Source organism: Hominimerdicola alba, assembly GCF_900112155.1.
Classification (GTDB): Bacteria; Bacillota; Clostridia; order Oscillospirales; family Ruminococcaceae; genus Hominimerdicola; species Hominimerdicola alba_D.
In genome coordinates this window covers 1-24,862 of sequence record NZ_FOKQ01000027.1, presented here as the reverse complement: position 1 = coordinate 24,862, position 24,862 = coordinate 1, and the positions used below count along the sequence as shown (strand labels likewise).

Sequence of the window (24,862 nt, the reverse complement as noted above, 5' to 3'; positions counted from 1 at the left end):
TTTGACGATTGACACCAAATCCGCCTTGTGCTATAATTACAAATGCTGGTTCGGAGGGCAAAACATTCGATAGAAATGTAATGCCGGATAAGACCGCAGGCTGAAACGCCTGCTGTTTTGTCCGGCTTTTTTTGTGGAGGTATATAAATGAAAAACAATAACTTTACCGAGGGCGCTATACTGCCAAAGCTCCTGAAGTTCATGCTGCCCGTGCTGTTTGCCATGTTTCTGCAGGCTATGTACGGCGCAGTCGATCTGCTGGTGGTGGGAAGATTCGGTTCTGATGCAGATGTATCAGCGGTATCCACAGGCTCACAGATCCTTCAGACCCTTACAAATCTCATCGTCAGCTTCTCTATGGGCATCACGGTGGCGGTGGCACAGCGTATCGGTCAGAGACGTCCCGAGGAAGCCGCGAAGACAGTCGGCACGGGTCTTGTGATATTTGCCATAACGGGAGTGGTCTTCACTGTTATAAGCGTACTTGGCGCTGGCGGTCTTGCAAAGGTAATGCAAGCCCCCGAAGAAGCCTACGACCTCACCAAAAGCTATATCCGCGTGTGCGGCGGCGGATTTATCGTCATTACCGCTTATAACCTGCTGGGCAGTATTTTCAGGGGGCTGGGCGATTCCAAAACGCCACTCATAGCCGTGGGTATAGCCTGCGCGTTCAATATCATCGGAGATCTGATCTTCGTATCGGTTTTTCATATGGGCGCAAAAGGTGCAGCCCTCGCCACAGTAATGGCGCAGCTGGTCAGCGTTATCATATCCTTCTTTATAATAAGGAGAACCAAGCTGCCCTTTGAATTCCACAGGTCAAACCTGAAACTTGAAAGCAACTATGCAGTAAATATAATCCGTATCGGTTCGCCCATAGCTTTGCAGGATTTTCTTGTAAGTGTGTCCTTCCTTGTCCTGATGGCGATAGTCAATAAACTGGGAGTTACCGCTTCGGCAGGTGTGGGCGTTGCCCAGAAAGTCTGCGCATTCATCATGCTGGTGCCGCTGGCTTTCATGCAGTCAATGGCGGCGTTCGTTGCCCAGAACTACGGCGCAGGTCATACCGACCGTGCTGTTAAAGCCCTTAAAAGCGGCATAGCTGTATCGCTTATCTTCGGCGTAGTTATGTTCTTCGTGGCTTTCTTCCGCGGCGATATCCTCTCGGGAATATTCTCCAATAAGCCCGATACTGTGGCAGCTGCCTGGGATTACCTTAAAGCCTATGCCATCGACTGCCTGTTCACCTGCTTCCTGTTCTGCTTTGTGGGATTTTATAACGGCATCGAAAAGACCAAATTCGTTATGGCGCAGGGCGTCTGCGGCGCTTTCCTTGTGAGGATACCCGTTGCATTCTACATGAAAGAAACAGGCGGCGGCTCACTGTTCAAGATTGGTCTTGCGACCCCGTGTTCAACAGTTTTGCAGATAATCATGTGCTTTATAGCGTATTTTGTTTTCAAGAAAAACAGTCAGGCGATTTCCCGAAAGATTTAGGTGATTCTGTAAAAACTGCCAAAGAGGGGAGCTTTTGGTCAAGCTTTTCGCGAAAAGCTTGCGGGAGCCACAGTCAGCAAAGCCGACTGTTAGAGGCGCAAGAGCGACGCGACAACTGTGCATTAAATAAAACAGCAAACTACCCGCCCAGTCAAAAAGGCGCGGCACGCGGTCGACGCAGTCACCGCTAACAAAAATCAGAGCGTGGACAATCGAACAGTCCACGCTCTTTCTATGTGCGGAAAATTATTGCCGCGCCCGAAATCAACGGCGATAGCTCGTTGATTTCTCGGTCCGAGGTCCGAGGTCCGAGGTATGAAAACTCTCAAACCATCGATCACAGCCACTATTTGACAAACTCAACAAATAAGATAAACAAAAGCCCCGAAGCAAAAATCGCTTCGGGGTTTGTCTGTCCTATCTATACTATTATAAAAGAAGCAGGAAAGCACAGGGTCGAACTGTGATCTGCGGTTTTGGAGACCGCCATTCTGCCATTGAACTACTTTCCTGTAATTAAAAGACTGTGACAGGGGTCGAACCTGCGCTGGCGGAGTTGCAGTCCGCTGCCTTGCCGCTTGGCTACACAGTCGTATATTATGGAATTTCCGCTGAAAGATTCGAACTTTCACTCACGGCTTCAAAGACCGTTGTCCTACCGATTAGACGAAACGGAACTGGTGCCTTCGACAAGGATCGAACTTGTGACGCCGGGTTCTTCAGACCCGCGCTCTACCAGCTGAGCTACAAAGGCAAAGTTTCCGCTGTAAGAATCGAACTTACATTTACAGTGTCAGAGACTGTTGTCCTACCTGTTAGACGAAACGGAAATATTGGCGACTCCGACCGGGCTTGAACCGGCGATCTCCTGAGTGACAGTCAGGTGTTCTGACCAGAACTGAACTACGGAGCCGTATGTCCTGCCAAAATGGCAGGATCAATTTGTTATGATTATATTGTCGATGGTCACACCCAGTATGTGTGCCAGAATGACCAGATTGTCAACAGAGGGCATAGCCTCGCCCCTCATCCATTTGAATATCGACTGCGGTGTATTGAACCCGTATACAGCCTGGATCTCGGATATTTTCAGACCGTTCGCCTTGATGAGAGACTTTATGTTAGCCCCTGTCGCTTCCATGTTTATAGTTGGTGTTGATGACATAAAAATGACCGCCCTTCCGATAAAATAATAAACCGCCTGTGAGCGTACTGCACACAGACGGTTTTTGTTCTATCACAAGACGATCCAACGAACGCTATACGATATACCCAATGTGAGGGCTTGAACAAACCGAACTGTCTGAGCGCAGCACAAGAAAGCTCTTATCTTGCTGCCAAGCAAAATCAAAGCTAAAATCACACTGGTAATCGTTAAAAGACTTCATTCCCATTGCCGATCTGTTCTTTGTAGCGTACATTGTATTCACCTCTTTCAGTTCAAAATATGACTTTCCTGATTTTGTTTTTCAGGAGTTATTTCCTTTGATGTGCCTATTCTAACACACTTGCATTGAAAAGTCAAGTAGCTTTGTAGGTTATTATCAAACAAAAACTTACCGACGCTGCCCTGCATACTATATAAGGGGTGATAATATGAAAGAATATCCGCTGAACATATCAGCCGAAGTCGAATATGCCCGCAGATGGGCATTTTCGCGTAATCCGTCGTTCTATGATTTTAATGATCTGGGTGGTGACTGTACAAACTTTGTGTCCCAGTGCATCTACGCAGGTGGCGCAGTGATGAACTATACCCGCGATGTGGGCTGGTATTATATCTCCCTGAATGACCGCGCCGCCGCATGGACAGGGGTGGAATATTTCTATCGGTTCATCACCACGAATCGCGGCGTAGGTCCTTTCGGCGAAGAAGTTGATATCAGCAAAGCCGCTGTCGGTGACGTTATCCAGCTGGGCAGCAGCGCAGGATTCTACCACTCGCTGCTGGTGACTTCTCTGTGCGGTGAACCCTGTGTGGCAGCTCATTCCTTTGATGCTTTCGACCGTCCGCTGTCATCATACTCCTTTGAAAAACTCAGATGTATCCATATCACAGGCGCAAGAAAATGCTGTTCGCAGTGAACTTTTGTCACCAATAGTGCGGTTGACATGCTGTTGGTGCTATGCTATAATTATCACTATCGGCAGACATTTTCTGCCAGAACAAAAGAAAAGCGAGGTAATAAAAATGAACATAGAAAGCCAGTTCAATATGATAGCAGAGGAGTACGATATCAACCGCAGAAAATTTATCCCCTGCTTTGATGATTTTTATATAAACACCACTGCCTTTATCGCCGCGAATATCAAAGCGCCGAAATGCATAGTCGATCTGGGCTCGGGTACAGGACTGCTGGCATACTACTGGTTCAAGCATTTCCCCGAATCAGATTACCTGCTGGTCGATATCGCAGACGATATGCTCAGTGTGGCAAAACGCAGGTTTCATGGGCTTGATAATGTGTCGTACCAGATCTCCGATTATATAAAAGAGCTTCCCGAAGTGCCATTTGATACAGTTATCTCCGCCCTTTCGATACATCATCTCGAACAGTCGGAAAAGCAGGCGCTTTTCACAAAAATATTTCAGGCTCTCCCCGCAGGCGGTATATTCGTCAACTACGACCAGTTCTGCGCAGGGGATACCGAGCTAAACAAATGGTACGACAGCTTCTGGGAAGGTCAGCTCTACAACAGCGGTCTCACCGACAGGGATATCGAACTCTGGCAGGAGCGCCGCAGGCTGGATAAGGAATGTTCCGTTGAGGACGAAACGGCTATGCTGAAAAACAGCGGATTCAAGACAGTGAAATGTATCTACGCCTACCGCAAATTCGCGGTCATCATCGCAATAAAATAGCAAAAGTACGCGGAGGTGAATAACATGAACAGACTTATTATCATAGAGGGCTTGCCATGCTCGGGCAAAAGCACCACCTCGAAATTTATCGCGGACAAGCTGGGTGCAGTTTTTGTTGACGAAGGAACAGGTTCTCACCCTGCCGATTATGAGTTCCATTCCTTTGTGAACAACCTCGCGCTGAATACCTTTTCTACAGAAGAACAGGCACTCATAAAAGAAAAATCCGCACTCCGCAGGGACGGTCATATCGTCCCCCTCGGCGAATTCAGCGGAGAACTTTTCGATAAACTTCTCCGATATAAAATATACGATTTTCTCCCCTGGGAGACCGAAATGCCCATTATGCTGGATAAATGGCGGGAATTCGTAAAGTCCGTCAAGCCCGATGAACGATACGTTTTCAACTGCGTTCTTCTTCAAAACCCAATGTGCGAAACAATGATGCGCTTCGGCTTTGATACGGAACAGTCCGCCGCGTATATACGCAGTATTTGCGATATCATAAGCCCTCTGGAACCCTTTGTGGTCTACCTACATTCAAGTGATATCCGCAGTGCTATCGAGAAAGCTCTTCCCAAGCGCGGCACTGATTGGCTGAACAGCGTTATCGACTATCACTGTAACGGCGCTTACGGCAAAGCGAATAATATTATCGGATATGACGGCTATATAAAAGCCCTCGAAGAGCGTCAGAAAAGGGAAGTTGAGATACTTCGCCGCCTGAACGTCCCTTATATTATCCTCTCCGACCCTCAGGCTGACTGGCAGAAAGCATACACACGGATAGAGCAGTGTCTTGAAAATCTTGTTCGATGAATTTTTGCAGGATATAACATATCCCATTATTAACAATGATAAATAATAGCTTAACAAAGGCTGTATATGAACTTCTTATGAACGTACAGCAAAATTGTTTTTTAAGGGTCGGATTTGGCTAAAATTTTTACATATAAGACTGAGCTTTGTTCACCAAAAGCGGTTGACATTTGTAAAAAAAACTGTATAATTAAACTAATGGAAAAAGTTTTCATTAAGAAGGAATTTCACCGTGGCGCGTGATACTCTTGCGCGGCATGGAGGAAAAGTAAGCTATTTCGCGGAAGCCCCATATTTTCCGCGAAAGGACTAACTATCTATTTTGAGAGGAGAATTATCCTATGAAGAAGAAATTCGTGGGCAAAGTACTGTCCGCAATGTCCGCTGCTGCTATTGCTGCAACGAGCGTGGCTTCTCTGCCGATCGCAAATGTCAAGGCATCCGCACTTTCAGGTCTGAATGCTAAGGGCATCGTATCGCAGATGAAGATCGGCTGGAACCTCGGTAACACCCTTGATGCACACAACTCAAAGGTACCTGCAGGTTCTTCACCTGAAAAGTACGCTAGCCAGTGGGGTATGCCTGCACCTAATGCACAGCAGTTCCAGGCAGTAAAGGAAGCTGGTTTCAACACCGTTCGTATCCCTGTGACCTGGTATGAGCATCTTGAGCAGCGCGGCAACAGCTACCACGTAAATGATCAGTGGATGAGCTATGTAAAGCAGACTGTTGACTATGCTATCGACCGTGATATGTTCGTTATCCTGAACATTCACCACGAGGATTTCATCAATGTTGCTCAGTTCAATGAGAATACCTATTATCAGGCTGAAACAAAGATGAAGAGCATCTGGTCCGAGGTTGCTGAAACATTCGCTAACTATGACCAGCACCTCATTTTCGAGGGCATGAACGAGCCCCGTCAGTTATCCAACCCCTCAGTACAGCAGTGGGGCGACGGTTCAGGTGACGGCGGTTATTCCTGGAACTACATAAACAGACTGAACGAGACATTCGTAAGAACTGTACGTGCACAGGGCTCCAGCCAGAACCGTGAGCGTCTGCTGATGCTTCCCGGCTACTGCGCTTCCAGCAACTACGATGCTATCAACAACATAGCTATCCCTTCCAATGCAGGTAACGTAGCTCTGTCTGTTCACGCATATGCTCCTTACTACTTCACAATGGCTACCGACAGCAAGGCTAACCACAACTTCCCTGGTCAGTCCGGTTGGGGCGAGAATTATGAGTCCGCACTGAGCGATATGTTCGGTTACTTTGGTCAGCTCCAGTCCATAAAGGGCGCTCCCATAATCATCGGTGAGTTCTCCGCATCCGACTTCAACAATACTGAGGATCGTGTAAGATGGGCTAAGTCTTATCTTTCAAAGGCTAAGGAAAAGGGTATCCCCTGCGTTCTGTGGGATAACAACGTTATAGGCGCGACCGATGGTGAAGCTCACGGTTATCTGAACCGTGCAAACTGCACATGGTACAGCAATTCCAAGCCCGTTATCGAAGCTATGATGGAAGTTTATGACATCAACTCCAACACAGGCGGAGAGGTAAATTCCAACTACATCTGGTCTAAGGTAAATATCGGCGACAACTGGATAGAGCTGTTCAAGAGCAATGATGGCAGAACTATCGAGGCATGGAAGAACTTCACAGTTGCAGGCTGGAATAACTTCGCTAACGACAACTATGACTTCGTTCTCATTTATGATTCTGCAAATGAGCCTGAGCTGGTTCTCCAGGACGCAAACTATGATTACTGGAACCGTGTATCTTCAAGCGATAACAGCGGTACTCCTTTCGTTAAGAAGTTCACTTACAGTGATCTGACTTCAGCTGTTGCAGGCAGCGGTATGACCGTTAACCAGATGAAGAACCTCTTCATCAGTGCTACAATGGGCGAGCTGACAGCTTACGGTCTGTATGCAGTTCCTACTGGCACTCCCGTTCCTGATCCTCAGCCTCAGTATAATACATATCCTACAAATATCAGAGTGAACTACAACACTCAGTATCACCAGATTCAGTTCGTATGGGATGCAGTTCCCAATGCACAGAACTATGGTATCGCAGTTTATCTGGCAGGCAAGTGGAGAATCCAGACTCAGTATATCCCCGGTTCTACTCTGTCTTACATCACTCCTAAGAACCTGACACCCGGTCTGTCCTACAAGGTTGCTATCGCAGCTAAGGTAAATGGCACATGGGATGTTAACAACGCTATCAAGAACGCTGTATATGTTACTGTAAGATAATTATCAGCAGATAGTTTAGCATAATATCACAAGATCCCACCGACTTTTCCGCGGCAGATACACTCTGCCGCAGAGGGTCGGTGTTTTTGTTTTTTCATTATGATTGACCTGCCCCGTGAACTGTGATATAATTATTTCAAAAGCCATCTGATACCATCAAGGAGGAAGATCATATGAATAAAACAAAGATACGTGTTGAACCTTTCGTTTCAGTCAACGGCATAAAATTCGGAACATCAAGGGATGAGATATGGAAAATGCTGGGCGACCCCGAAGATTCATTTCTCAAAGGCGATGATGATATAGAAACGGATTGCTATTCCTGTTACCATATATGTTATGATGAGGACTATATATTTGAAGCCATTGAAGTTGTCTATGTGGACGAAGCAGACATCTTCTACGATGGCAAAAAAGTCCCCGAGACTTATGATGAACTTCTCGGATTTTTCAGATCACGTTTTGACGATGTCGAAGAGGACGGCGCAGGCTTTCTGTCTGTAAAAGGTTCGTTGGGTGTCTATGTTGAAGATGCCGATGAATACGATACTATCCTGTTCGCACGAAAAGACTATTACAGCGATATTTAGTGCGAGGTAAACAATGACAGCTCTGCTTTTAGCCGTGATATATCTTGCGTTCATAAGTCTGGGTCTACCCGATTCGCTTCTCGGCTCGGGCTGGCCTACCATGCAGAAGGACTTTGACGTACCTTCCTCATACGCGGGATATGTCTCAATGTCCATATCTTTCATGACCATAATCTCAGCCCTTATCGCCCCCACACTCATACGCAGATTCAAGACCAACCATATAGTCGTGACCTCAATACTACTGACGGTACTGGGTCTTATGGGCTTTTCATTCGCCTCAAGCTATGCCATGCTCTTCCTCTTTGTTATACCCTACGGACTTGGGGCAGGCTCGGTGGATTCCGCCCTTAACAACTACGTGGCGAAACACTATTCATCATCGGTGATGAACTTCCTCCACTGCTTTTACGGCGTAGGCGCCATGATAAGCCCCTACATCATGTCCCTTGCCCTATCCCGCGCCCGCTGGAATGAGGGCTACCGCTGGACAGCCTATATCCAGTCGGGAATAATGCTAGTCTGCCTGCTGTCTTTCCCGCTGTGGAAGAAAAATGCAGACACCGCCGACGATGATGAAAGTGACAGCGCAGGCATAACCACCGCCCTGAAGATACGCGGCGTTATCCCCACACTGATAGCGTTTTACGCCTACTGTGCAGGGGAAGCCACCTGCTTCCTCTGGACATCCAGCTACTTCGTCGGCACAAAACAGGGCATCAGCACCGAACTTGCCGCCGCATTCGGCTCCCTGATATTCGGCGGACTTATGCTTGGACGTCTGATATCCGCATTCGTATCCAACAAGCTTGGTGATAAAACGCTGATACGAATAGGCATAGCCGTGGAAGCCGTTGGCATACTCCTGATTATCCTGCCGCTGAAAGGCTATATCCCCGCGGCGGTGGGATTCGTAATAACAGGCATCGGCATGGGACCTGTCTATCCGGCGATTCAGCACATGGCGCCCGAAAACTTCGGCAGAAAAAACAGCGCCGCCGTGATAGGCCTGCAAATGGCATCGGCATACATCGGCAGCACATTCATGCCAATGGTATTCGGACTTTTGCAGCAAGCGTTGGGCATCGCAATAATGCCCGTGTATCTCGCATTTTTCGCAGTGATGAACATAGGCTTGCTTGAATTCGCATACAAGCGTATGCCACCGCATACCACCGCATCGTGAACAATAAGACAACCAAAGGAGACCACCATGAGCAAACTGAAAATAGCGCTTTTACAACTGACCCCCACAGGTACTCTGGCAGGCAATCTTGAAAAAGGCATAGCCGCCTGCAGAAAAGCCAAGTCCCAGGGGGCAAATATCGCACTTTTCCCCGAAATGTTCAGCATCGGCTACGATATCTACGACCCGCCCGCCAAGGAATGGACAGCACGCGCTATCTCTGCAGATGACGACTTCGTGCAGTCATTCGGCAGACTTTCCGCCGAACTTGATATGGCGATAGGCATCACATTCCTTGAAAAGCACGACCACAAGCCCCTGAACACCCTTATCCTCTTCGACCGTCACGGCAGACAAGCCATGAAGTATTCCAAAGTCCATACCTGCGATTTCAGCGCCGAATTCGCCCTTTCATCGGGTGATGGATTCCATGTCTGCGACCTTGATACCGCTGTGGGTACAGTAAAAGTCGGCGCAATGATATGCTTCGACCGCGAATTCCCCGAAAGCGCAAGGATACTAATGCTGAAAGGCGCAGAGATAGTCCTTGCCCCCAACGCCTGCCCCATGGAGATAAACCGCCTCTCCGCCCTGAGGACAAGGGCTTACGAAAACATGATCGCCGTTGCCACCTGCAATTATCCGGACACCGTCCCTGACTGCAACGGTCATTCCACCGTATTCGATGGCATAGCCTGGTTACGTGATGAACCGGGCGTACGCGATATGTGCATACTCGAAGCCAATGGCAGCGAGGGCATTTTCACCGCTGATATCGACCTCAAAATACTCCGTGATTACCGCGAAAACGAAGTCATGGGCGATAACTACCGCAAACCGTGGGCGTACAGCGACCTCACCGCCAACCCATAATAATACGCAATATCGATAAGGAGAAACATCATGAGTATTTTTGACGAGATCAAAAATTGGGAGAAAACCAAGGGAAAAGCGCTGATCGCTCAGCTGACAGATACCCCCGAACCTGTTATTCTCGACTATGGCTGCGGTGCAGGGGATTATTCCTTCGCGGCAGCCTACGCATTCGACCAAAAATGCAGGATATACGCAGTTGATATCAAAAAACAGATACTCGATAATGTAACCGCAAAAGCCGAGGAACGAAATATCACCTGTATAACCACCGCCATGGGCAGAGAAGATTATCGCCATGATTTCGATGATGAAACATTTGATATTGTCATTTATTCCGATATCTTCCACGGCGAAGAAAAGATCTACGGCGGACTCCACCGCTTCACCATGACAGAAGAAGCAAAGCGAACCCTGAAAAAAGGCGGAGTGCTTGCAGTCCTGCCATTCCATCTGTCAAACTTCCGAAATAAGGAAAAGAAAAAATGCAAGTACACCTACAAAAAACTGACGGACGAGATATGCGCCATGGGATTTGAATACATCGAAAAAAATCTGGAAGGCATACATTTTGAAAAAGCATACAGCCCCTACTATCAGCAAAAAGGCGGCATCACCTTGGATGACCTTGAACGGGGCAAGATGCTTGTTTTTAAAAAGGTGTGATGCAGGCTGTCAGCCTTATGAATTTCTGCACAAAAAATCCCTCTGTCTGTTGTTTCAGACAGAGGGATTTTTATATTGGTGAGAATTTTTTCAAGTTTTACTTAAAGAGATTTATGACATCAAAAGTAAATTCATTTGGACCTTCAAATGTAGCAGCAAATGAAGCAGTGTAGGATCCATCCTCCATTATTCTGAATTCGTCATATTCTTCCAATGGTATGTTCTTTTCACGGCACGTAGTGAGTAATCCTGTGCTTTCATCAAAATATACTTTGCCATTCTCATTATATACCGTACCGTCTATCTCTTTTTTAACGGTCTTTATCTTTGTGAGGTCGTCTTTCCCTACCTCATATAAAGTGTAGTACCTGGTATCATCGAAATCATTGATATCTTTTTTATATGATACTACTAAGTATCTTCCACTACAAGATAAAACTCGATTTGTATTATATTGATCATCGCCTAACTCGTAGTTTTTGATCGTATAGCGATTGTTGCCTATCTGTATATCTCCATCGTCATCGGGTGCGATAATTGTGATATCTCCCGAATAACTAATGCCTAAATATCCGTTTATCCATGGATCACTCATTAACCAACAATAATAATATGTTTTTTGGAGATCAAATGTGGCGGCATTTTCCTTGCAGTCAGGATCAGTGCTGATAAGCCCTACAACATCATGGCATTCTACTAACATGGTATCACCGGATACTGACAATTTTGATACACTCTCATTCTTCAAACTGTCCTTGTTAAGCAAATGAGGAGTATTGTCACCGCTGTCAGCATAGTATATTGCAGAGTCTGTGTTGAAATCGCCTAAATCTTTCTCCATGACAAAGAACATTCTGCTTCCATCATCGTTAAAAACAGGATGAACTAATGCCGGATGATATCCTTCTTCAATATCTGTATCAACTTCGTATTCATGTAAAGCATTTCCGCTTTCATCATAAACCGCAGCTTGTAAGATGTTTTTTGTACTGTCATACTTGTAAACATCAAACTTGTTTGCAAATACTTCGGGTAAAACCATATCAGTAGTTATCGCAGTGATCTCAGAGCCGCTGGACACGTCGTAAATGATATATTTATTATTCTTTGAATCGTTCTCACAAGCCGGTATGTGTATAAGGTATCTTTCATTATTTATCTTCTCAAAGCCATAGGAATAAATGGCTGATAGATATTTCTCATACAGATTTGCTATTACGCTGTCGTTCTCTGTTTTGGCATCCGGCACGTTTTCGCTGTCGCTCTGAATGTCCTCGGAATCTGTGCAGACGGTTTCCGTGAATGCAGAAGAATCTCTGTCAGTATTTGGCGCAGTCCGGTGGATATTGTTATTCAGCGAGAATAATGCTCCGCCCATAGCCAGCACCGCAATACAAGCCGCTATGGCACCGCCGCGCTTTATATGTATCTTTCTGTTCGTTTCAATAGTTTTTTCTGTTGCTGTTTCGTTTGTATTTCTTTTATTCGTTATAATAGTGTCCATACCGTTTCCTGCCTTTCGCATGACAGAGGAAAGAATGCGCTGCTGCTGTTCATCTGAGATCGCAGCATCTTTTTCAATATCATCGAACAGCCCCTCAAATTCTGCCATATCTTTCTCGCTCAGGTGATCGGGAAGTTCGTTTATATTTATCTTCATTCTTCTCCCTCCTTCATTAGTATCTCTTTCAGTTTTTTAAGACCCCTTGAGATCTTTTTATCAACTGTGTTTGGCTTCAGACCGAGATCATCTGCTATGTCCTTGCTTTTCTGCCCGAAAAAATATTTCCTCATAAATATGGAACTGTCAGGCTCCCCAAGACTTTTTATCGCCCTTGTAAGAGTGCTGCCCGTATCCTCTTTGATGATGCTTTCGTCTGCCACGAATTCTATCACTTCATCAAGGGGGATATCCTTTTCTTTTTTCACTTTGCTTCTGAAAACATCCACACAATGTCTTCCCGCGATCAGTGACAGGCTGCCTCTTACAGATTCAAATGCAAATCCGCTTTTTACGCCTGCATTGAAGAATTTCAGGAAGATATCGCTGACAGCTTCCTCAATATCCTCGGCGGTGCAGATGCTGCCCAGCTTTATGTATGCAATTTTCATTACATAAGCCGAATACTGCAGCACCACACTTTTTAGTCCGTTATCGGGATCTTTTCGCAGCAGTTCGAGCAATTCTCTATCTGTCATAACAAGACCTCGCTCCTTTGAAACGTTTCACTCTATATATCGAATAAAAGAAATAAAATCTGACACGTCATGAAATAAAATATACCACAAAAATGAAAACATATTATTAACCATCAGCGAAATCAAAACTAAATCTGACTATCCCTTTATCACACAACTTAAATTGCTGGATCGACAGGGATATATTATGCTGATGTTATCTTTCAGACTATATGAAATTATATTTTGATGCTCCCGACTTGATGAAACCGAATGATTATGGTATAATGATATGGAACGAAAAATACATTCGAAAGGTGAAACGAAATGATAGAAACAAACAGATTAAAAATATACGCCGCATCTCAGGCGACGATGGAAGCTTTCATCGAATCGCAGACCATAGATGTCCTGAAAGCCGCTTATACGGAAATGCTGAACGGATGTCTGGCTCACCCGGATCAATGGGAATGGTATGCGATATGGATGATAGAACTGAAAGATGGCACGCATATCGGAGAACTCTGCTTCAAGGGGCTTTCTGCTGACGGTATTGCAGAGATCGGATACGGTATCTCCGAAGGATATCAGAACAAGGGTTATGCTGCCGAAGCAGTCAAAGCAGTTTTAGATTGGGCATTCGCGCATACCGAAGTCAACGCAATTGAAGCGGAGACCGATCCCGATAATACCGCTTCAAAAAGAGTGCTTGAAAAATGTGGATTTGTTCTCAAAGGAGTTATCGGCGAAGAAGGACCGAGATGGGCAGTATCAAAGCACTGAAATTATCCGTTTTCGTACCGATATACCGAGCAAAACAGATCAGAGAGGAGAAAAATATGATAAAAATAATGTTTGTTTGCCACGGCAATATTTAAACTCATTTTCTCAAACACTGTATTTTCAAGGCTTTGACAGCAATATCATAGTTGATTTACCATTAGTTTACCATATTTAGACCCAAACTTGTGTATAATAATACTATTATTCCTTGTTGTATATAGGATAACAAAAAAGTCCCTGCATTTTCATAATAAAGCAGGGACTTGTTGTTTTTATTTGTTTAGCGTTTTATCTCCACTGTAATAGACATCATTTCCTGGCAGCTTAATGTTAGGATACCAGATTTGCTGACCGTTCCACCCTTTGTTTCCTGTAACCTTATATACTGTAAGAACTACAGCATCAGAGAACTGATCTCCAAGTTTTCTGTCATTCGGAGATAACAAAGTACCTGTTCCTCTTGCAATGTCTCTGTTCCTGCGGACAATCAGTTTTCCTTGTTTTATTGGCTTTTCTGACAAGAATGCTTGAATAAATCCGATAAATGCATCCTTATCCCAATCATTTTCCTCCGAACCAGTCTGCTCAAGTATTTTTATGATAATATTCAAGCTGACAGTATATTCATCATCTTCAAAAGAAGAAAGAATCTCGTCCAGTGCGGTAATATCAGTATTTATAGGATAGAACGGGAAATAATTGACACCGCCTGTATATATGCTTACAATCTTATTATCCAAAACATTCTTTCGTGTAGGCTTTAACCCTTTGGGATAGAATATCTTAATATCATTTCCATTATCAGCGGTTTCAATCTGTGCAATAATATTATTATTTGTTCTGTTTATATCACTGAATAGCTTGTAAAGCTTTGGCGGCATATAAACTCGAAGCAAATCAGGATCACGATCGTAACCAAACATTCTTGCGTGCTGCCACATTGTATCAGCCTGCGGATTTTTGGCTACTCGGCAATAGTAAATTGTTTGAAGCTGAGGGAAAGTTACGCCTCTTCCAAGACTATTTCCTCCTACAAGGATATTGATACCAGTTTCATACTGGGTGTTTTCCTCAAAAGATGATGTTGAGTTGAGAATTAGGATATTTATTTTATCATCCTGCAAGTACGAATAAATCGTATCATATATTAAATCAAAGTCTGCAATGTCTTTTTTTGTTTCATGCAGCTTTTCATATTCTGCCTTGAATGCTTCTCTGGTATCATCTTCTTCATGCGAATGTGATATTTCATTAAGATAGTTTCCTATCTTCTCAGCAAACTTTTTATGATAAGCTGTTTTCACACTTGGGTGTATCAAGAAATTACAAACTGTACCGCCGTTAATAAAGATATGTGCCGAAGATATAAGATGCATTATCAGTGCTTTTTTTAAACCGTTTTCAGGAAATTCATCGTCACTGAGAATATCGGAGGATTCTTCGTTGTCGGTAAACACAATGTGTTTATGCTCATCATCGTTAAAGAAGAAATTACCGCCCATATATCCTTTTCCGGGACGGAAATAATAAATGAAGTATGGCTTCCACTCACTTTTCAAACTTTGCAGTAATATGGACTGCGGTGTGCCTGTAACTTGAAGATAAATACTGCTTGATGAGGTCTTTTTTATTTCAGATAGGTTCTTGTTTATAGTACTTTGGCGGTTTTTATTCACCATAGTATTCAAACTCGCTGCATCAGCCTCATCATCTACTATAAACAATGGATTTCCTCTAACAAATTTAGTTGAGGAAAAGTTATTTTTCCATTGTTTCAGTATGCTGCCGTTCTTTTTCAATACGATCACGGCTGGCTTCTTCATATTATTATTAAAGAATTTCAAGTAATCATTCTCGTCGCAAACACAGAAATCAGGTAAATCACGTTCAGCACGCTTGAATGTCTGCTGTTGAAGTAATGTATTATCTGTTGTAAGAAGAACAAAAATACAGAACCCGTTATCAGCTGCTGCACTCATCAAGCCAAACATATGGCTCGTTTTACCGCTTTGAACATCACCGACCAGAAGACTTACAACGTGTTCTCTGTAAGAGAAGTTGCTGATGTACTTAGGCACGATATCTTCTGTAGTCTTGCTGATTGCATCAGCGAGGGCAGAATTTCCTTTATCTCTTATACTATTAATATAATTCTCTAAATACCGCATTATCTAACCCCAAAATCAAGATACCATAAATTCGGCTTATTGGTTTTTGTAAGCGTAAAAGTGCTTCTTCCATAAGCGTTAAGAGTCTGCTGTGTAACACGCTCTCCTGGAGTAAGTGCCCCACTTATTTCTAATCTGCCTTTTAACCATTTACCAAGAATTTTCAAATCGCCTTCGGAACGGAAATTCTTATTATAATCACCGCTTACCTTACATCTGAAAGACCAACCATCATCAGTAATCACATCAAATTCCGCTTCAGGAGTTTTGCTGATTGGATATCCAGGCTGAGAAGCAACGATCTTAGGAACAATCAGCTCGACTTCATACCAATGTCTTGGCTGGATAATTCCTGTCTTTTTGTTTTCTCTGCCCTTTCCAAAACAGGCGTTTAGATTACTCTTTTCTTCGCCCTTAATCGGAATTTCAAAACTTAATTGGGTGCAGGAATCTTTACATTCTGTAAGAGTCTGAGGATCAACTTTGCTTACTCGCTCATGTCCTTCCAAAAGCGGATTGCGTTCATCAAAATCTGTGATTTCCAAATCGGCAATGTTATCAGTAGAAGTTGAAACAAGATTCTGGATAAATCTATTCATTTCCGCAGCAGCAGCTTGATCATCAATTAATACAGAAGATTCATACGTTCTCGTAGCGTCACCAAGTATACTGCTAAGGTTGTTTGAACCAATTATCCCCGCAAATGGAGATGTACTATTACTGAAAGAATAAAGCTTTCCATGATAACGAAAAGGCGTAACAAGACGAACCTCACCACGTTGCTCAGAAACTAGATATCTATTCAACACACAAGCTGCTCTGTATGCACTATGGGTGAATTTTTCTATATAGTGCATTCCAATAGTAAGATTCATCTTCTCGATTCTTGTATTCTGTTCTAATATTTGCTTTAATTCTGCAAGCGAATCCGAGGTAACATATCCTACCGCAATATCAAGCCTCTCGGTTTCAGAAAGAAGATCGTAAAACGCCTCAGAGAAGGTGTGTGCTCCGCTAATTTTACAAGGTGGATAATTTGAATGTAAAAACTCCATACTGACCTCCTGATTAATTCATTTCTTCTGTTACATAACTTAAACGTTCCTTTACAGTCATTGCTTTCATTTTATCATATTCTTCTCTTAAGTCAACAGGCGTAAAATCACCTGTAAACAATGGCAGGAGTCTTCTTGCAACAAGTCTGACACCTTCCGGCGGAACAGCGTTGCCTATCTGCCTGCGGACTTCTGTAACACTTCCCTGAAAAACAAAATCATCAGGAAAAGATTGAAGTCTTGCTCGTTCACGGTTTGTAAGCGGTCTCGGTTCGGGATAATGATAGCCCCATGTTCCGCCTCCGCCTGCAGCTATAATTGTTTTTGCAGGTTCATCGAGCTTCAAACGGCGGTAAACATGGCTAATCATACCTTTAACATAGAGAGGATGATCTTTGGGTATATCCGTAAAGTTACCGCCTTCGGGAATTAAATCCAGCATCTGACGGGTTTTCTCTTTAATATTGATTTTTTCGTTATTAGTAGGAACTTCTTCAACCCCTTGCAGCGCTTGTCCTGCTGTAACATAGGGCTTTTTTCCGTTCGGACCGTGTGTTGGAAGCGGATGTATGAAATTAAAACCTGTATCTATTCTAATTCCAACAATGAGTACACGCTCTCTGAACTGAGGAACGCCGTATTCAGCAAAATTGTATAGGTGCGGTTTTACTACATAACCAGGGGCGATGCTTTCAAAATCTTTTAAGATTGTTTCAATGGCTTTACCGCCGTTTGCGGTTAATAAACCCTTGACGTTTTCGGCAACAAATGCTTTAGGTTTCTTAGCATCGACAAACTCTGCAAAGTGACGGAACAGACCGCCTCTTGTACCATTAAGTCCAGGCTGTTTCCAGATGATAGAGAAATCTTGACACGGGAATCCGCCGAGAACCATATCGCATTCAGGAATGCTTTTATCTGTATATGGATTGATTTGTGTAATATCCCCGTAATGAATCACTTTCCCAAAATATCCCTCAAACGACTTAACAGCCCACTCTGCAAAGTCGTTCGCCCAAATGGTATCATATCCCTCTAAGTGAAATCCAAGGTCAAGACCGCCGCACCCTGAGAATATTGATACTACTTTAGGACTATATTTTAAAGTTTTACTTTCCATGGTGGACACTCCTTAAAAATCACTAATAAAAATACGCAAAATACCATTATAATATTATAACGCTTTTTCACATATTTGTCAATAACCGAGCGTGTTCAAACGTTATATTTCGTTTGAATGCACAATAGAGCATCTTGAATTTTCGGTTTATTGGTTAATACAGAATAGGGCATTTTTCTTTTTGATATCATTGATTATATCTATTATCTGTGCTATAATGATTATCGTGGGAGGTTGTATATTATGGCTGATAATCATTCAAAGGAAGTAAGAAGCATGAATATGTCCCATATACGAAGTATAAATTCAAAACCCGAAGAAACAGTGAGAAAATTTTTGTTTTCAAAAGGACTGAGATATAGAAAAAACGTTAAGAATATGCCGGGGAAGCCAGATATTGTTTTGCGTAAGTATAAAACAGTGGTTTTTGTGAATGGGTGTTTTTGGCACAGGCATGAATGTGAAAAGTTTCATTGGCCGCTTTCAAATACTGAGTATTGGCATAATAAGATCAATAATAATGCAGAACGTGATAAACGAAATATTACTGAGTTGCAAAACAAAGGCTGGAACGTACTCGTTATATGGGAATGTGAGCTTAAAAAACGCAACAGAGAGGTTAGTTTAAATAATTTGTACAAGAAAATAATATCGAATTCGAGTAGCAGCACTTGACAAACTAAACATAATGTGCTATAATTTGTATGTAAGATGATAGCTGCTAACTTAAGCAGCTCAACACAAAGGAGGCTTATTATGAGGATAAACAAAGAATTACAAGCTGCAGCTGATATGAACCCTACCAAAAAGAGCACTCAAATGTCTATATTTGATATGTGTGATAAGATTTCCAAGCAAGCGATATCGCTGCCGTTATATCAGCGTGACTTAAGTTGGACACTTGATAAATGCATTGCATTGTTAAACTACCAATTGCTAGGTAAAGCACCTGTATCTCCTATTTCTATGAATGTTGTAAACAATACTCAGGAATACGTTCCACAGGTATCGTTTATAGACAGAGAAATAATAGAATCAATTGAACGAGGACAACTTTCTGTTGTAGATGGTCAGCAGCGTTTGACAACAAATTATAAAGCATATACAAATGATAATGATTTTAGAAATGTTGTTTTAGATATCTCTAAAGGCAGATTTATAAAAACGGATGTTGCATATAAAAATAATCAAATACCTGTCGGAATACTCTTAAACCAATCCGATTCTGTTTTATTTGAGTACACAAATAGAATAAGTGCGCTCCGAAAGCCTGAAATAACAAGTCTGCTGCTTCAAGTTAGAAGTAAAATTAAAAACTACAACTACACTATTAATTCAGCTGATGATCTAAGTGAAGATGAGCAAATCGAGTGGTTTGAAGTGCTTAATAATGCCGGCAGTAGGGTAAGTATAATTCAAATGCGTTTTTCAAAATTGAAAATGTATGGAATTGATATCTATAAACAGTATACAAGTGTTTTCAACAACCGCTTAATTGAGGTGGGATATGATTTCTTTACACCTGAAAAAACTACGGTATCGTATCCTATAGCTGCATTAAATCCTTCTTATGAAATAGTATCTGAAAAGGCTCACAGTATGAATTATGCACCTATCCCCTCAGATACAAAAGAGAATCAGTTGTGCGTTATGCATCCAGATGCATTGAAAAAATGTCTTGATTTAACTCTTCAATTAGAGGATAAGGTATTGGATTTTATTGAAATCAACACTTTAAAAAAACCTGACCGAATTGATTATATTAATTATATGATTGGATATTTTGCTTTTAATGGATTGGATTTATCCGACACTCAAAAAGAATACTTAGTTTCATGGTACAATACTGTAGATTTTACAAATAAGACAAACTCGGAGCGTAGAGAAATCTACACTAAATTAATCGAGAACAAATAATAGTCAATATTTTTCTATTCCAAATATGGACTAATAGTATTATATTTTTCAGAATAATTCTCTATTTGGGAAATATACAAAGTGGCGATCACTATTTATGGTGGTCGCCTTTTTCTGTATAATCAATGATGAAAAATTACTTTTTGCCTACAACTCTAATAGATTTTTTTGTGTACCACCTGTTTTTGTCAAGCAGTTTATAGCAGTTATCTATATTTGTATAATTGGATTGTTTTTTTAACTCCTCAAGAGATTTTATATATTCACTTTCAAATTTGTTAAGTTGTTCGGGAAGGTAATTGGCTGAGAGGTTTTTGTATATTTGCCTATGCTTTCTCTGGATATCTTGACGTATTCGTTTTACCGCTTCATAACAAGTTAGCTTTTCAAAATGAGGATAATCGCTTTTTCTGTCACAATACAAGTTTTTTAGATTGGTAGTAGCAAAATATCTACCACAATGTTCGCATCTGTTATACTTATAATCGTTGATTGACAAAAAGTGTAAAACTGAAAAAAGAATATCAGCCATAGAGTAACACTGATAAAAATACTCACTGTCACCGCTCCTCCAAAATGTCATCCAAAAGTGAACGTATCCTGTCAAGGACAGATACCGTATTTTGTCCATGAAAAAACATCGTAAAACAAACTGACTGATCAGGCATCTGCAAAGCGCGGATGCCTGATTTTTCCTTTTTTTCCGTAAGCGTATAACCCTCCGCACAGCAAAGCTGATTTCAAAGATATATACATGGACGCAAAGAGAAATGGAGAAATCAAAGCCAGAATATGATGTTACAGCCGGGTGTTAGCTGCCCGGCAGTTTGCTTTTATGATGCGGGGTGTTATACGCTTACGACACAATTACTTCAAACGACCTCTGAGAACGATTCTCAGGGGTCGCTGTTTTCATCGGTTAAGTTTTCCGCTCCGCAGGCTCGGAAGGCTCTGAGGGGCATTTCCGTTCGTCTGAGAGCCATTTCACCTTGACAGTATTATTCAAAGGTGATAAAATCAAAACTGCAATTACAGCACATTACACAAACATCAATATTTCTCAAAAAAAACACATAATTGAGCGCGTAGTTTCAGAGACAATTGGTATCTAATAAGTGAAGGCAGCAGATAATGCTTTCAGGAAGGAGTTTGTCGATGGATAACGGTGCAAGTAGCTACCGCCGTTTCCGTGACAATGGCGATGATTCTGGCTTAGATGAAATTATTATGGATTACAGCGATGGTCTGATGCTGTACCTGACAAGTATAGTCGGAAACATTTGGACGGCGGAAGAGCTTACAGAGGATACTTTCGTTTTGCTTGGTACGAAAAAGCCAAAATACAAAGGAAACAGTTCTTTTAAGACATGGCTCTATACGATAGGACGAAACCTTGCGCTGAAGCACCTGAAAAAGGCCGCAAAGTATTCTGCTGTTCCGATTGAGGAGATTTCTGAGCTGAGCAGTGATGAGGAAGCTGTAGAAGATGCCTATATCAAAAAGGAACAGCAAATCATGGTACACAGAGCAATGCGAAAGCTCAATCCTGAATATCAGCAGATACTGTGGCTGACATATTTTGAGGGGTTGACAAGTAAAGAAGCCGCGATTGTCATGAAAAAGAGTGTCCGAAGTGTGGAGTCTATTCTGTACCGAGCGAAGAAATCACTGCGCTCACAACTTGAAATGGAGGGTTTTGATTATGAAAAAACGTGAAGAGATGATCAGAGACATTCATAAGCGTATTGATGAATATGAAACAGAACAGCGAGCGAAAAGGACTAAAGTCAAAAAGTCTTTTCCTGCACTCGCAGCAATTACTGCGACTGCCGTGTGTCTGCCTATAGTAGCTTACGCATACGAGCTGTATCACAAAGAGTCTGTGCAGAAATACATCGGTGTCAGCGGCGAACAGGTTTTGATGGAATCCGGTTATTCTGCACCGCAGAGCTTTTCCAATGACAAGGCAACGCTCACGATCGACACGATGCTGTATGACGGTCATTCGGCACTAGCGGTTGTTACGATTGAAGCACATGATCCTGCATACACTTTCCCGCACGACTATGGTTTCATTCCGGAGATCGTATGCGACGCAGAAGGCAATGCACTTGAAATTGATCCGGAGGAGAGAACATATGACGGCAAGTTTCTTTCGGGTTACGGCGGCATGAGTATGTGGAAAGACTCTGACCTGCCCTCGAATCAATGCCGGTATGAGATAAACTTTCCGAATACAGAGGATTGGAACGGAAGTACACTTTACATGAGATTTGCAATGCCGAATGAAACTGATTATGTTTTTGCGTCGAAGAAAGCCGGCAGAGAACTGCTTGACGGCATGATTGTTGCATTCGACTTCACGCAGAACTGCGAATGTAGGACGCTGACCGCAGAAAACGGCGAACAGATCATGCTTTCGGATTTTGAACTAATCAGACCGAGCAGCTTTGCACCGGATACAACTGATGAAAAATATGTTGTAAATACAGCAGCGAAATCGTCCTATAAGCTGGTTTACACTGACGGTACAGAGGAAGACTTGCAGTCTGTCATGAGTGATTATAATTCGGAACGAAGCGGCAACATCTTTGAATTTCTTGCGTCCGATGTGCCGTGTAATGATGAAAATGCAACCATTATTCATAAGGTATCGGAAATTGCCGCCGTTGAGATCGACGGTATACGCTATACCAGATAAGGTATATTTCTATTTGATTGAGGCTCTCGAATAGATTTGAAACAGACGGCTCGGAGAACACTGAGCCGTCTTTCTTTTTTTAGCGGTTACATTGTAACCGCCAACCAATCCCACCCCCAAAATTATTCCCACCAAAAAGAGCCGTGCTGACTGACAACACGGCTCTTCTGTATATCATATGCTGGAAACAACTATACCTGACTGCACCTTACTACACCTTTGCTTTGCATAGACTCATTTCCGGTATTGTAACTGACTCTACCTGACTATACTTTTTCTTGCAGAAATCAGGCAGGCTGTCGCTCCACGGCATCAGAGCTTCAAGCTGTTCCCTTGTCGGAGTATGACCGTACTTCGGCAGCTCTGTCAGCAGATGCAGGAGATACCCGTACACATCAAGACCATTTCGCTTAGCTGTCTCGATAATTGTCATAACCGCCGCGCTTGCGTGAGCACCCTTCTCGGTACAGCTGAAAAGAAAATTCTTCCTTGCAATAATATAAGGCTTGACTGTTCTCTCTGCAAGATTGTTGCTCATATCCACAAGTGGATTATTTAGGAAAACAGTCAGTGCTGCTTTCTGATTTCGGGCATAATTAACCGCCTCGGCTAAGTGTGAACCATTGCCGGGGTGAAGGCTGTCTATGAATTTGTAGAACTCATCTACAAGAGGGGCGATCTTTTCCCGACGCATCTCAAGCAGCTGTTCGTCCGAATAGTCTTCCTTTCTCGCCTCCCGTTCGTATTTGAACATCTTGTCGATCATACCCACAGCAATCGCCGCTTTGCTCTTTTTGTGCTTTTCGGGTATGCAGTCGATCAGCTTCCTGCGTGCATGCGACCAGCAGCCGACTCTCGTATAGCTGCCGCTGCCATAGGACTGAAATCCGTCAGTCTGCAATATGCCCGTATAGCCATAGTAAAGCTCCTCGGCAACAGCCTTTGTGCGACTGTCACGGTACTCGTATATTGCAATTTTTTTCTTTGCGGCTCTGCCTGTCGAGCATATCCACATCTGACCCAGCTTGTCTATTTTTTTGCCTTTATCGGTTTTCAAAGTTCTCGATGTCGTTTCATCGGCATTCAGGACAGGCTCTTTATACGAATATTTCCAGAGCATATCAATAACAGGCTCAAACCATTTTGAACCCTCGATCACCCAGTTTGCCATTGAAGTGCGGCTGAGATATACCCCCTGTGCCGCCCAGTATTTTTCCTGACGGTCAAGCGGAGTACCAAGCTGATATTTTCTCTGCATTATATCCGCAACAAGCGTTTGATCCGGCAGACCCTTCGGTATGACCTGTGCGGGAGTAGGGTTTTCGGATTTGACGATATGGGGATCCTCGCCATTTTTATCGCAGCATTCACACTTGTACACCGTTCTGTAAAACTCACGCATTTTCAGCTGTTCGGGGATATACACAAGTTTGCTTGTCAGAAATTCTTCCTTGATGACCTTGAGCTTACTGCCGCAAACAGCACAGTTACACTTGTTTTCGGGCAGCTTCGATACGATCTTCTCTTTGGGAAGATCTTCTCTGAGCTTATTTTTGCCGCGGTGTTCACCGGTCTTTTGGGACTTTCTTTTTACAACGATGGTTTCCTCTGTCGGTTCTTCCGCAGTTTCATCGGAAAGCATTTCGGCTTCGTTGAACACGCCTTCAAAGCTCTCCTGACCGTCACACTGCAAATATTTTGACTTCTCGCTTTTACGCCCGAAAAGCATCTTGTTTCTTTTCAGAAGAAGTTCTTCAAGATGCTCTATGGTCTCATCTTTTTTCTCGTTTTCTTTTTCAAGCAAAGCGCACTTTTTTGACATTTCTTCGTATGCTTTTTTCAGTTCTTCATACGTCATAAAAAATGCTCCTTTCCTTGAAAAATCAGTGCTTTGCGATACTTATATTATACCACAAAACGCCCGAAAAATCAAGGAAAAGAGCGCTTTTTAAGTCATTATTTCAGAGAAATTTCATAGATAAATATGTGCAGTTTTTCAGTAAAAATCGATGCCGCCCTCGATAGTTTTTATCGCCTTTGGCTGGTCAACGGATAGTCCCTGCAATAGCCATACAAACTGCTCGCGGCTTAAGTTTCTTACCTCCTGCTCATTGCGCGGCCAGTTGAATTTTCCATTCTCAAGCCTTTTGTACAGCATGATAAATCCGTCGCCCTC

At 43.0% G+C, this 24,862-nt stretch carries 23 protein-coding genes and 6 tRNA genes; 14 read left to right on the top strand and 15 right to left on the bottom strand.

The features are described from left to right. Nucleotides 1–147: 147 nt before the first annotated feature. Nucleotides 148–1,497 carry an MATE family efflux transporter gene (locus BM265_RS13825; RefSeq protein WP_074962420.1) on the top strand — a complete coding sequence of 450 codons (1,350 nt, stop codon included), beginning with the start codon at nucleotides 148–150 and terminating at the stop codon, nucleotides 1,495–1,497. A 441-nt stretch (nucleotides 1,498–1,938) separates the two neighbouring features. On the opposite strand, the gene BM265_RS13820 is transcribed toward BM265_RS13825, so the two are convergent. The 7 genes from BM265_RS13820 to BM265_RS13790 form a co-directional block, all read right to left on the bottom strand. Further along, a tRNA-Trp gene (locus BM265_RS13820) sits at nucleotides 1,939–2,009 on the bottom strand. Nucleotides 2,010–2,018: 9 nt separating this feature from the next. Then, nucleotides 2,019–2,089 (bottom strand) — tRNA-Cys (locus BM265_RS13815). A gap of 13 nt (nucleotides 2,090–2,102) precedes the next feature. Beyond that, nucleotides 2,103–2,174, bottom strand: a tRNA-Gln gene (locus BM265_RS13810). Nucleotide 2,175: 1 nt separating this feature from the next. Beyond that, nucleotides 2,176–2,251: transfer RNA gene (locus tag BM265_RS13805), tRNA-Phe, on the bottom strand. A gap of 4 nt (nucleotides 2,252–2,255) precedes the next feature. Then, nucleotides 2,256–2,327, bottom strand: a tRNA-Gln gene (locus BM265_RS13800). A gap of 4 nt (nucleotides 2,328–2,331) precedes the next feature. After that, nucleotides 2,332–2,410 (bottom strand) — tRNA-Asp (locus BM265_RS13795). Nucleotides 2,411–2,434: 24 nt separating this feature from the next. After that, nucleotides 2,435–2,662: a helix-turn-helix domain-containing protein gene (locus tag BM265_RS13790; RefSeq protein ID WP_074829481.1), complete on the bottom strand. Its 228-nt coding sequence runs from the start codon at nucleotides 2,660–2,662 to the stop codon at nucleotides 2,435–2,437. A 431-nt stretch (nucleotides 2,663–3,093) separates the two neighbouring features. Here BM265_RS13790 and BM265_RS13785 point away from each other — a divergent pair, with 431 nt between their 5' ends. The 8 genes from BM265_RS13785 (at nucleotide 3,094) to BM265_RS13750 (ending at nucleotide 10,764) form a co-directional block, all read left to right on the top strand. Further along, a complete protein-coding gene (locus BM265_RS13785) occupies nucleotides 3,094–3,582 on the top strand; it encodes an amidase domain-containing protein (protein ID WP_074962418.1) in 489 nt (162 codons plus the stop codon). A gap of 106 nt (nucleotides 3,583–3,688) precedes the next feature. After that, nucleotides 3,689–4,360: a class I SAM-dependent methyltransferase gene (locus BM265_RS13780; RefSeq protein ID WP_074962416.1), complete on the top strand. Its 672-nt coding sequence runs from the start codon at nucleotides 3,689–3,691 to the stop codon at nucleotides 4,358–4,360. A gap of 24 nt (nucleotides 4,361–4,384) precedes the next feature. Next, on the top strand, nucleotides 4,385–5,179 hold the full coding sequence (locus BM265_RS13775; protein ID WP_074962414.1) for a P-loop NTPase family protein: 795 nt from the start codon (nucleotides 4,385–4,387) through the stop codon (nucleotides 5,177–5,179). Nucleotides 5,180–5,520: 341 nt separating this feature from the next. Next, nucleotides 5,521–7,449, top strand: a complete 1,929-nt coding sequence (locus BM265_RS13770; RefSeq protein WP_074962412.1) for a glycoside hydrolase family 5 protein — start codon at nucleotides 5,521–5,523, stop codon at nucleotides 7,447–7,449. Between the two features lie 173 nt (nucleotides 7,450–7,622). Then, nucleotides 7,623–8,039, top strand: a complete 417-nt coding sequence (locus BM265_RS13765; RefSeq protein WP_074962410.1) for a hypothetical protein — start codon at nucleotides 7,623–7,625, stop codon at nucleotides 8,037–8,039. A gap of 13 nt (nucleotides 8,040–8,052) precedes the next feature. After that, on the top strand, nucleotides 8,053–9,225 hold the full coding sequence (locus BM265_RS13760; RefSeq protein ID WP_074962408.1) for an MFS transporter: 1,173 nt from the start codon (nucleotides 8,053–8,055) through the stop codon (nucleotides 9,223–9,225). Between the two features lie 27 nt (nucleotides 9,226–9,252). Then, the gene (locus tag BM265_RS13755) at nucleotides 9,253–10,098 is read left to right on the top strand and encodes a carbon-nitrogen hydrolase family protein (RefSeq protein ID WP_074962406.1); all 846 of its coding nucleotides are present in this window, start codon (nucleotides 9,253–9,255) and stop codon (nucleotides 10,096–10,098) included. A 30-nt stretch (nucleotides 10,099–10,128) separates the two neighbouring features. Continuing rightward, nucleotides 10,129–10,764 (top strand): class I SAM-dependent methyltransferase, encoded by a 636-nt coding sequence (locus tag BM265_RS13750; RefSeq protein ID WP_074962405.1) that lies wholly within the window; start codon nucleotides 10,129–10,131, stop codon nucleotides 10,762–10,764. Between the two features lie 97 nt (nucleotides 10,765–10,861). Here BM265_RS13750 and BM265_RS13745 read toward each other — a convergent pair whose 3' ends face one another. Together BM265_RS13745 and BM265_RS13740 are read right to left on the bottom strand one after the other, a co-directional pair. Continuing rightward, nucleotides 10,862–12,424: a hypothetical protein gene (locus tag BM265_RS13745; RefSeq protein WP_074962403.1), complete on the bottom strand. Its 1,563-nt coding sequence runs from the start codon at nucleotides 12,422–12,424 to the stop codon at nucleotides 10,862–10,864. Further along, nucleotides 12,421–12,963 carry an RNA polymerase sigma factor gene (locus tag BM265_RS13740; RefSeq protein ID WP_074962402.1) on the bottom strand — a complete coding sequence of 181 codons (543 nt, stop codon included), beginning with the start codon at nucleotides 12,961–12,963 and terminating at the stop codon, nucleotides 12,421–12,423. The genes BM265_RS13745 and BM265_RS13740 overlap by 4 nt, the downstream gene beginning before the upstream one ends. Nucleotides 12,964–13,269: 306 nt before the next feature. Here BM265_RS13740 and BM265_RS13735 point away from each other — a divergent pair, with 306 nt between their 5' ends. Continuing rightward, the gene (locus tag BM265_RS13735; RefSeq protein WP_074962400.1) at nucleotides 13,270–13,725 is read left to right on the top strand and encodes a GNAT family N-acetyltransferase; all 456 of its coding nucleotides are present in this window, start codon (nucleotides 13,270–13,272) and stop codon (nucleotides 13,723–13,725) included. Nucleotides 13,726–13,997: 272 nt separating this feature from the next. Here BM265_RS13735 and BM265_RS13730 read toward each other — a convergent pair whose 3' ends face one another. Genes BM265_RS13730 through BM265_RS13720 form a run of 3 tightly spaced genes read right to left on the bottom strand, consistent with a single transcriptional unit; the run spans nucleotide 13,998 to nucleotide 18,068 of the window. Next, nucleotides 13,998–15,893: a Z1 domain-containing protein gene (locus BM265_RS13730; RefSeq protein WP_074962398.1), complete on the bottom strand. Its 1,896-nt coding sequence runs from the start codon at nucleotides 15,891–15,893 to the stop codon at nucleotides 13,998–14,000. Continuing rightward, nucleotides 15,893–16,948 (bottom strand): restriction endonuclease PLD domain-containing protein, encoded by a 1,056-nt coding sequence (locus BM265_RS13725; protein ID WP_074962396.1) that lies wholly within the window; start codon nucleotides 16,946–16,948, stop codon nucleotides 15,893–15,895. Before BM265_RS13725 ends, BM265_RS13730 begins: the two co-directional genes overlap by 1 nt. Nucleotides 16,949–16,961: 13 nt before the next feature. Then, nucleotides 16,962–18,068 carry a DNA cytosine methyltransferase gene (locus BM265_RS13720; protein WP_074962394.1) on the bottom strand — a complete coding sequence of 369 codons (1,107 nt, stop codon included), beginning with the start codon at nucleotides 18,066–18,068 and terminating at the stop codon, nucleotides 16,962–16,964. Nucleotides 18,069–18,311: 243 nt separating this feature from the next. Here BM265_RS13720 and BM265_RS13715 point away from each other — a divergent pair, with 243 nt between their 5' ends. Together BM265_RS13715 and BM265_RS13710 are read left to right on the top strand one after the other, a co-directional pair. Further along, nucleotides 18,312–18,743: a very short patch repair endonuclease gene (locus BM265_RS13715; RefSeq protein ID WP_074962391.1), complete on the top strand. Its 432-nt coding sequence runs from the start codon at nucleotides 18,312–18,314 to the stop codon at nucleotides 18,741–18,743. Between the two features lie 81 nt (nucleotides 18,744–18,824). Further along, the gene (locus tag BM265_RS13710; protein WP_207646987.1) at nucleotides 18,825–19,985 is read left to right on the top strand and encodes a DUF262 domain-containing protein; all 1,161 of its coding nucleotides are present in this window, start codon (nucleotides 18,825–18,827) and stop codon (nucleotides 19,983–19,985) included. A 136-nt stretch (nucleotides 19,986–20,121) separates the two neighbouring features. On the opposite strand, the gene BM265_RS21095 is transcribed toward BM265_RS13710, so the two are convergent. After that, nucleotides 20,122–20,517: a DUF6076 domain-containing protein gene (locus BM265_RS21095; protein ID WP_074962389.1), complete on the bottom strand. Its 396-nt coding sequence runs from the start codon at nucleotides 20,515–20,517 to the stop codon at nucleotides 20,122–20,124. Between the two features lie 623 nt (nucleotides 20,518–21,140). Between BM265_RS21095 and BM265_RS13700 the strand changes: the two genes are divergently transcribed. Beyond that, complete coding sequence (locus tag BM265_RS13700; protein ID WP_074962387.1) at nucleotides 21,141–21,701, top strand: RNA polymerase sigma factor; 561 nt, start codon at nucleotides 21,141–21,143, stop codon at nucleotides 21,699–21,701. Then, entirely contained in the window at nucleotides 21,688–22,686 is a 999-nt protein-coding gene (locus BM265_RS13695) for a hypothetical protein (RefSeq protein WP_074962385.1), read from the top strand. The genes BM265_RS13700 and BM265_RS13695 overlap by 14 nt, the downstream gene beginning before the upstream one ends. Before the next feature lie 211 nt (nucleotides 22,687–22,897). Here the strand turns inward: BM265_RS13695 and tnpC are convergent, their stop codons facing one another. After that, entirely contained in the window at nucleotides 22,898–24,544 is a 1,647-nt protein-coding gene (gene tnpC, locus BM265_RS13690) for an IS66 family transposase (protein ID WP_074962384.1), read from the bottom strand. 138 nt (nucleotides 24,545–24,682) lie between these two features. After that, nucleotides 24,683–24,862 (bottom strand): IS66 family insertion sequence element accessory protein TnpB (gene tnpB, locus BM265_RS13685; protein WP_143098732.1); only part of this gene is annotated, 180 nt, incomplete at its 5' end.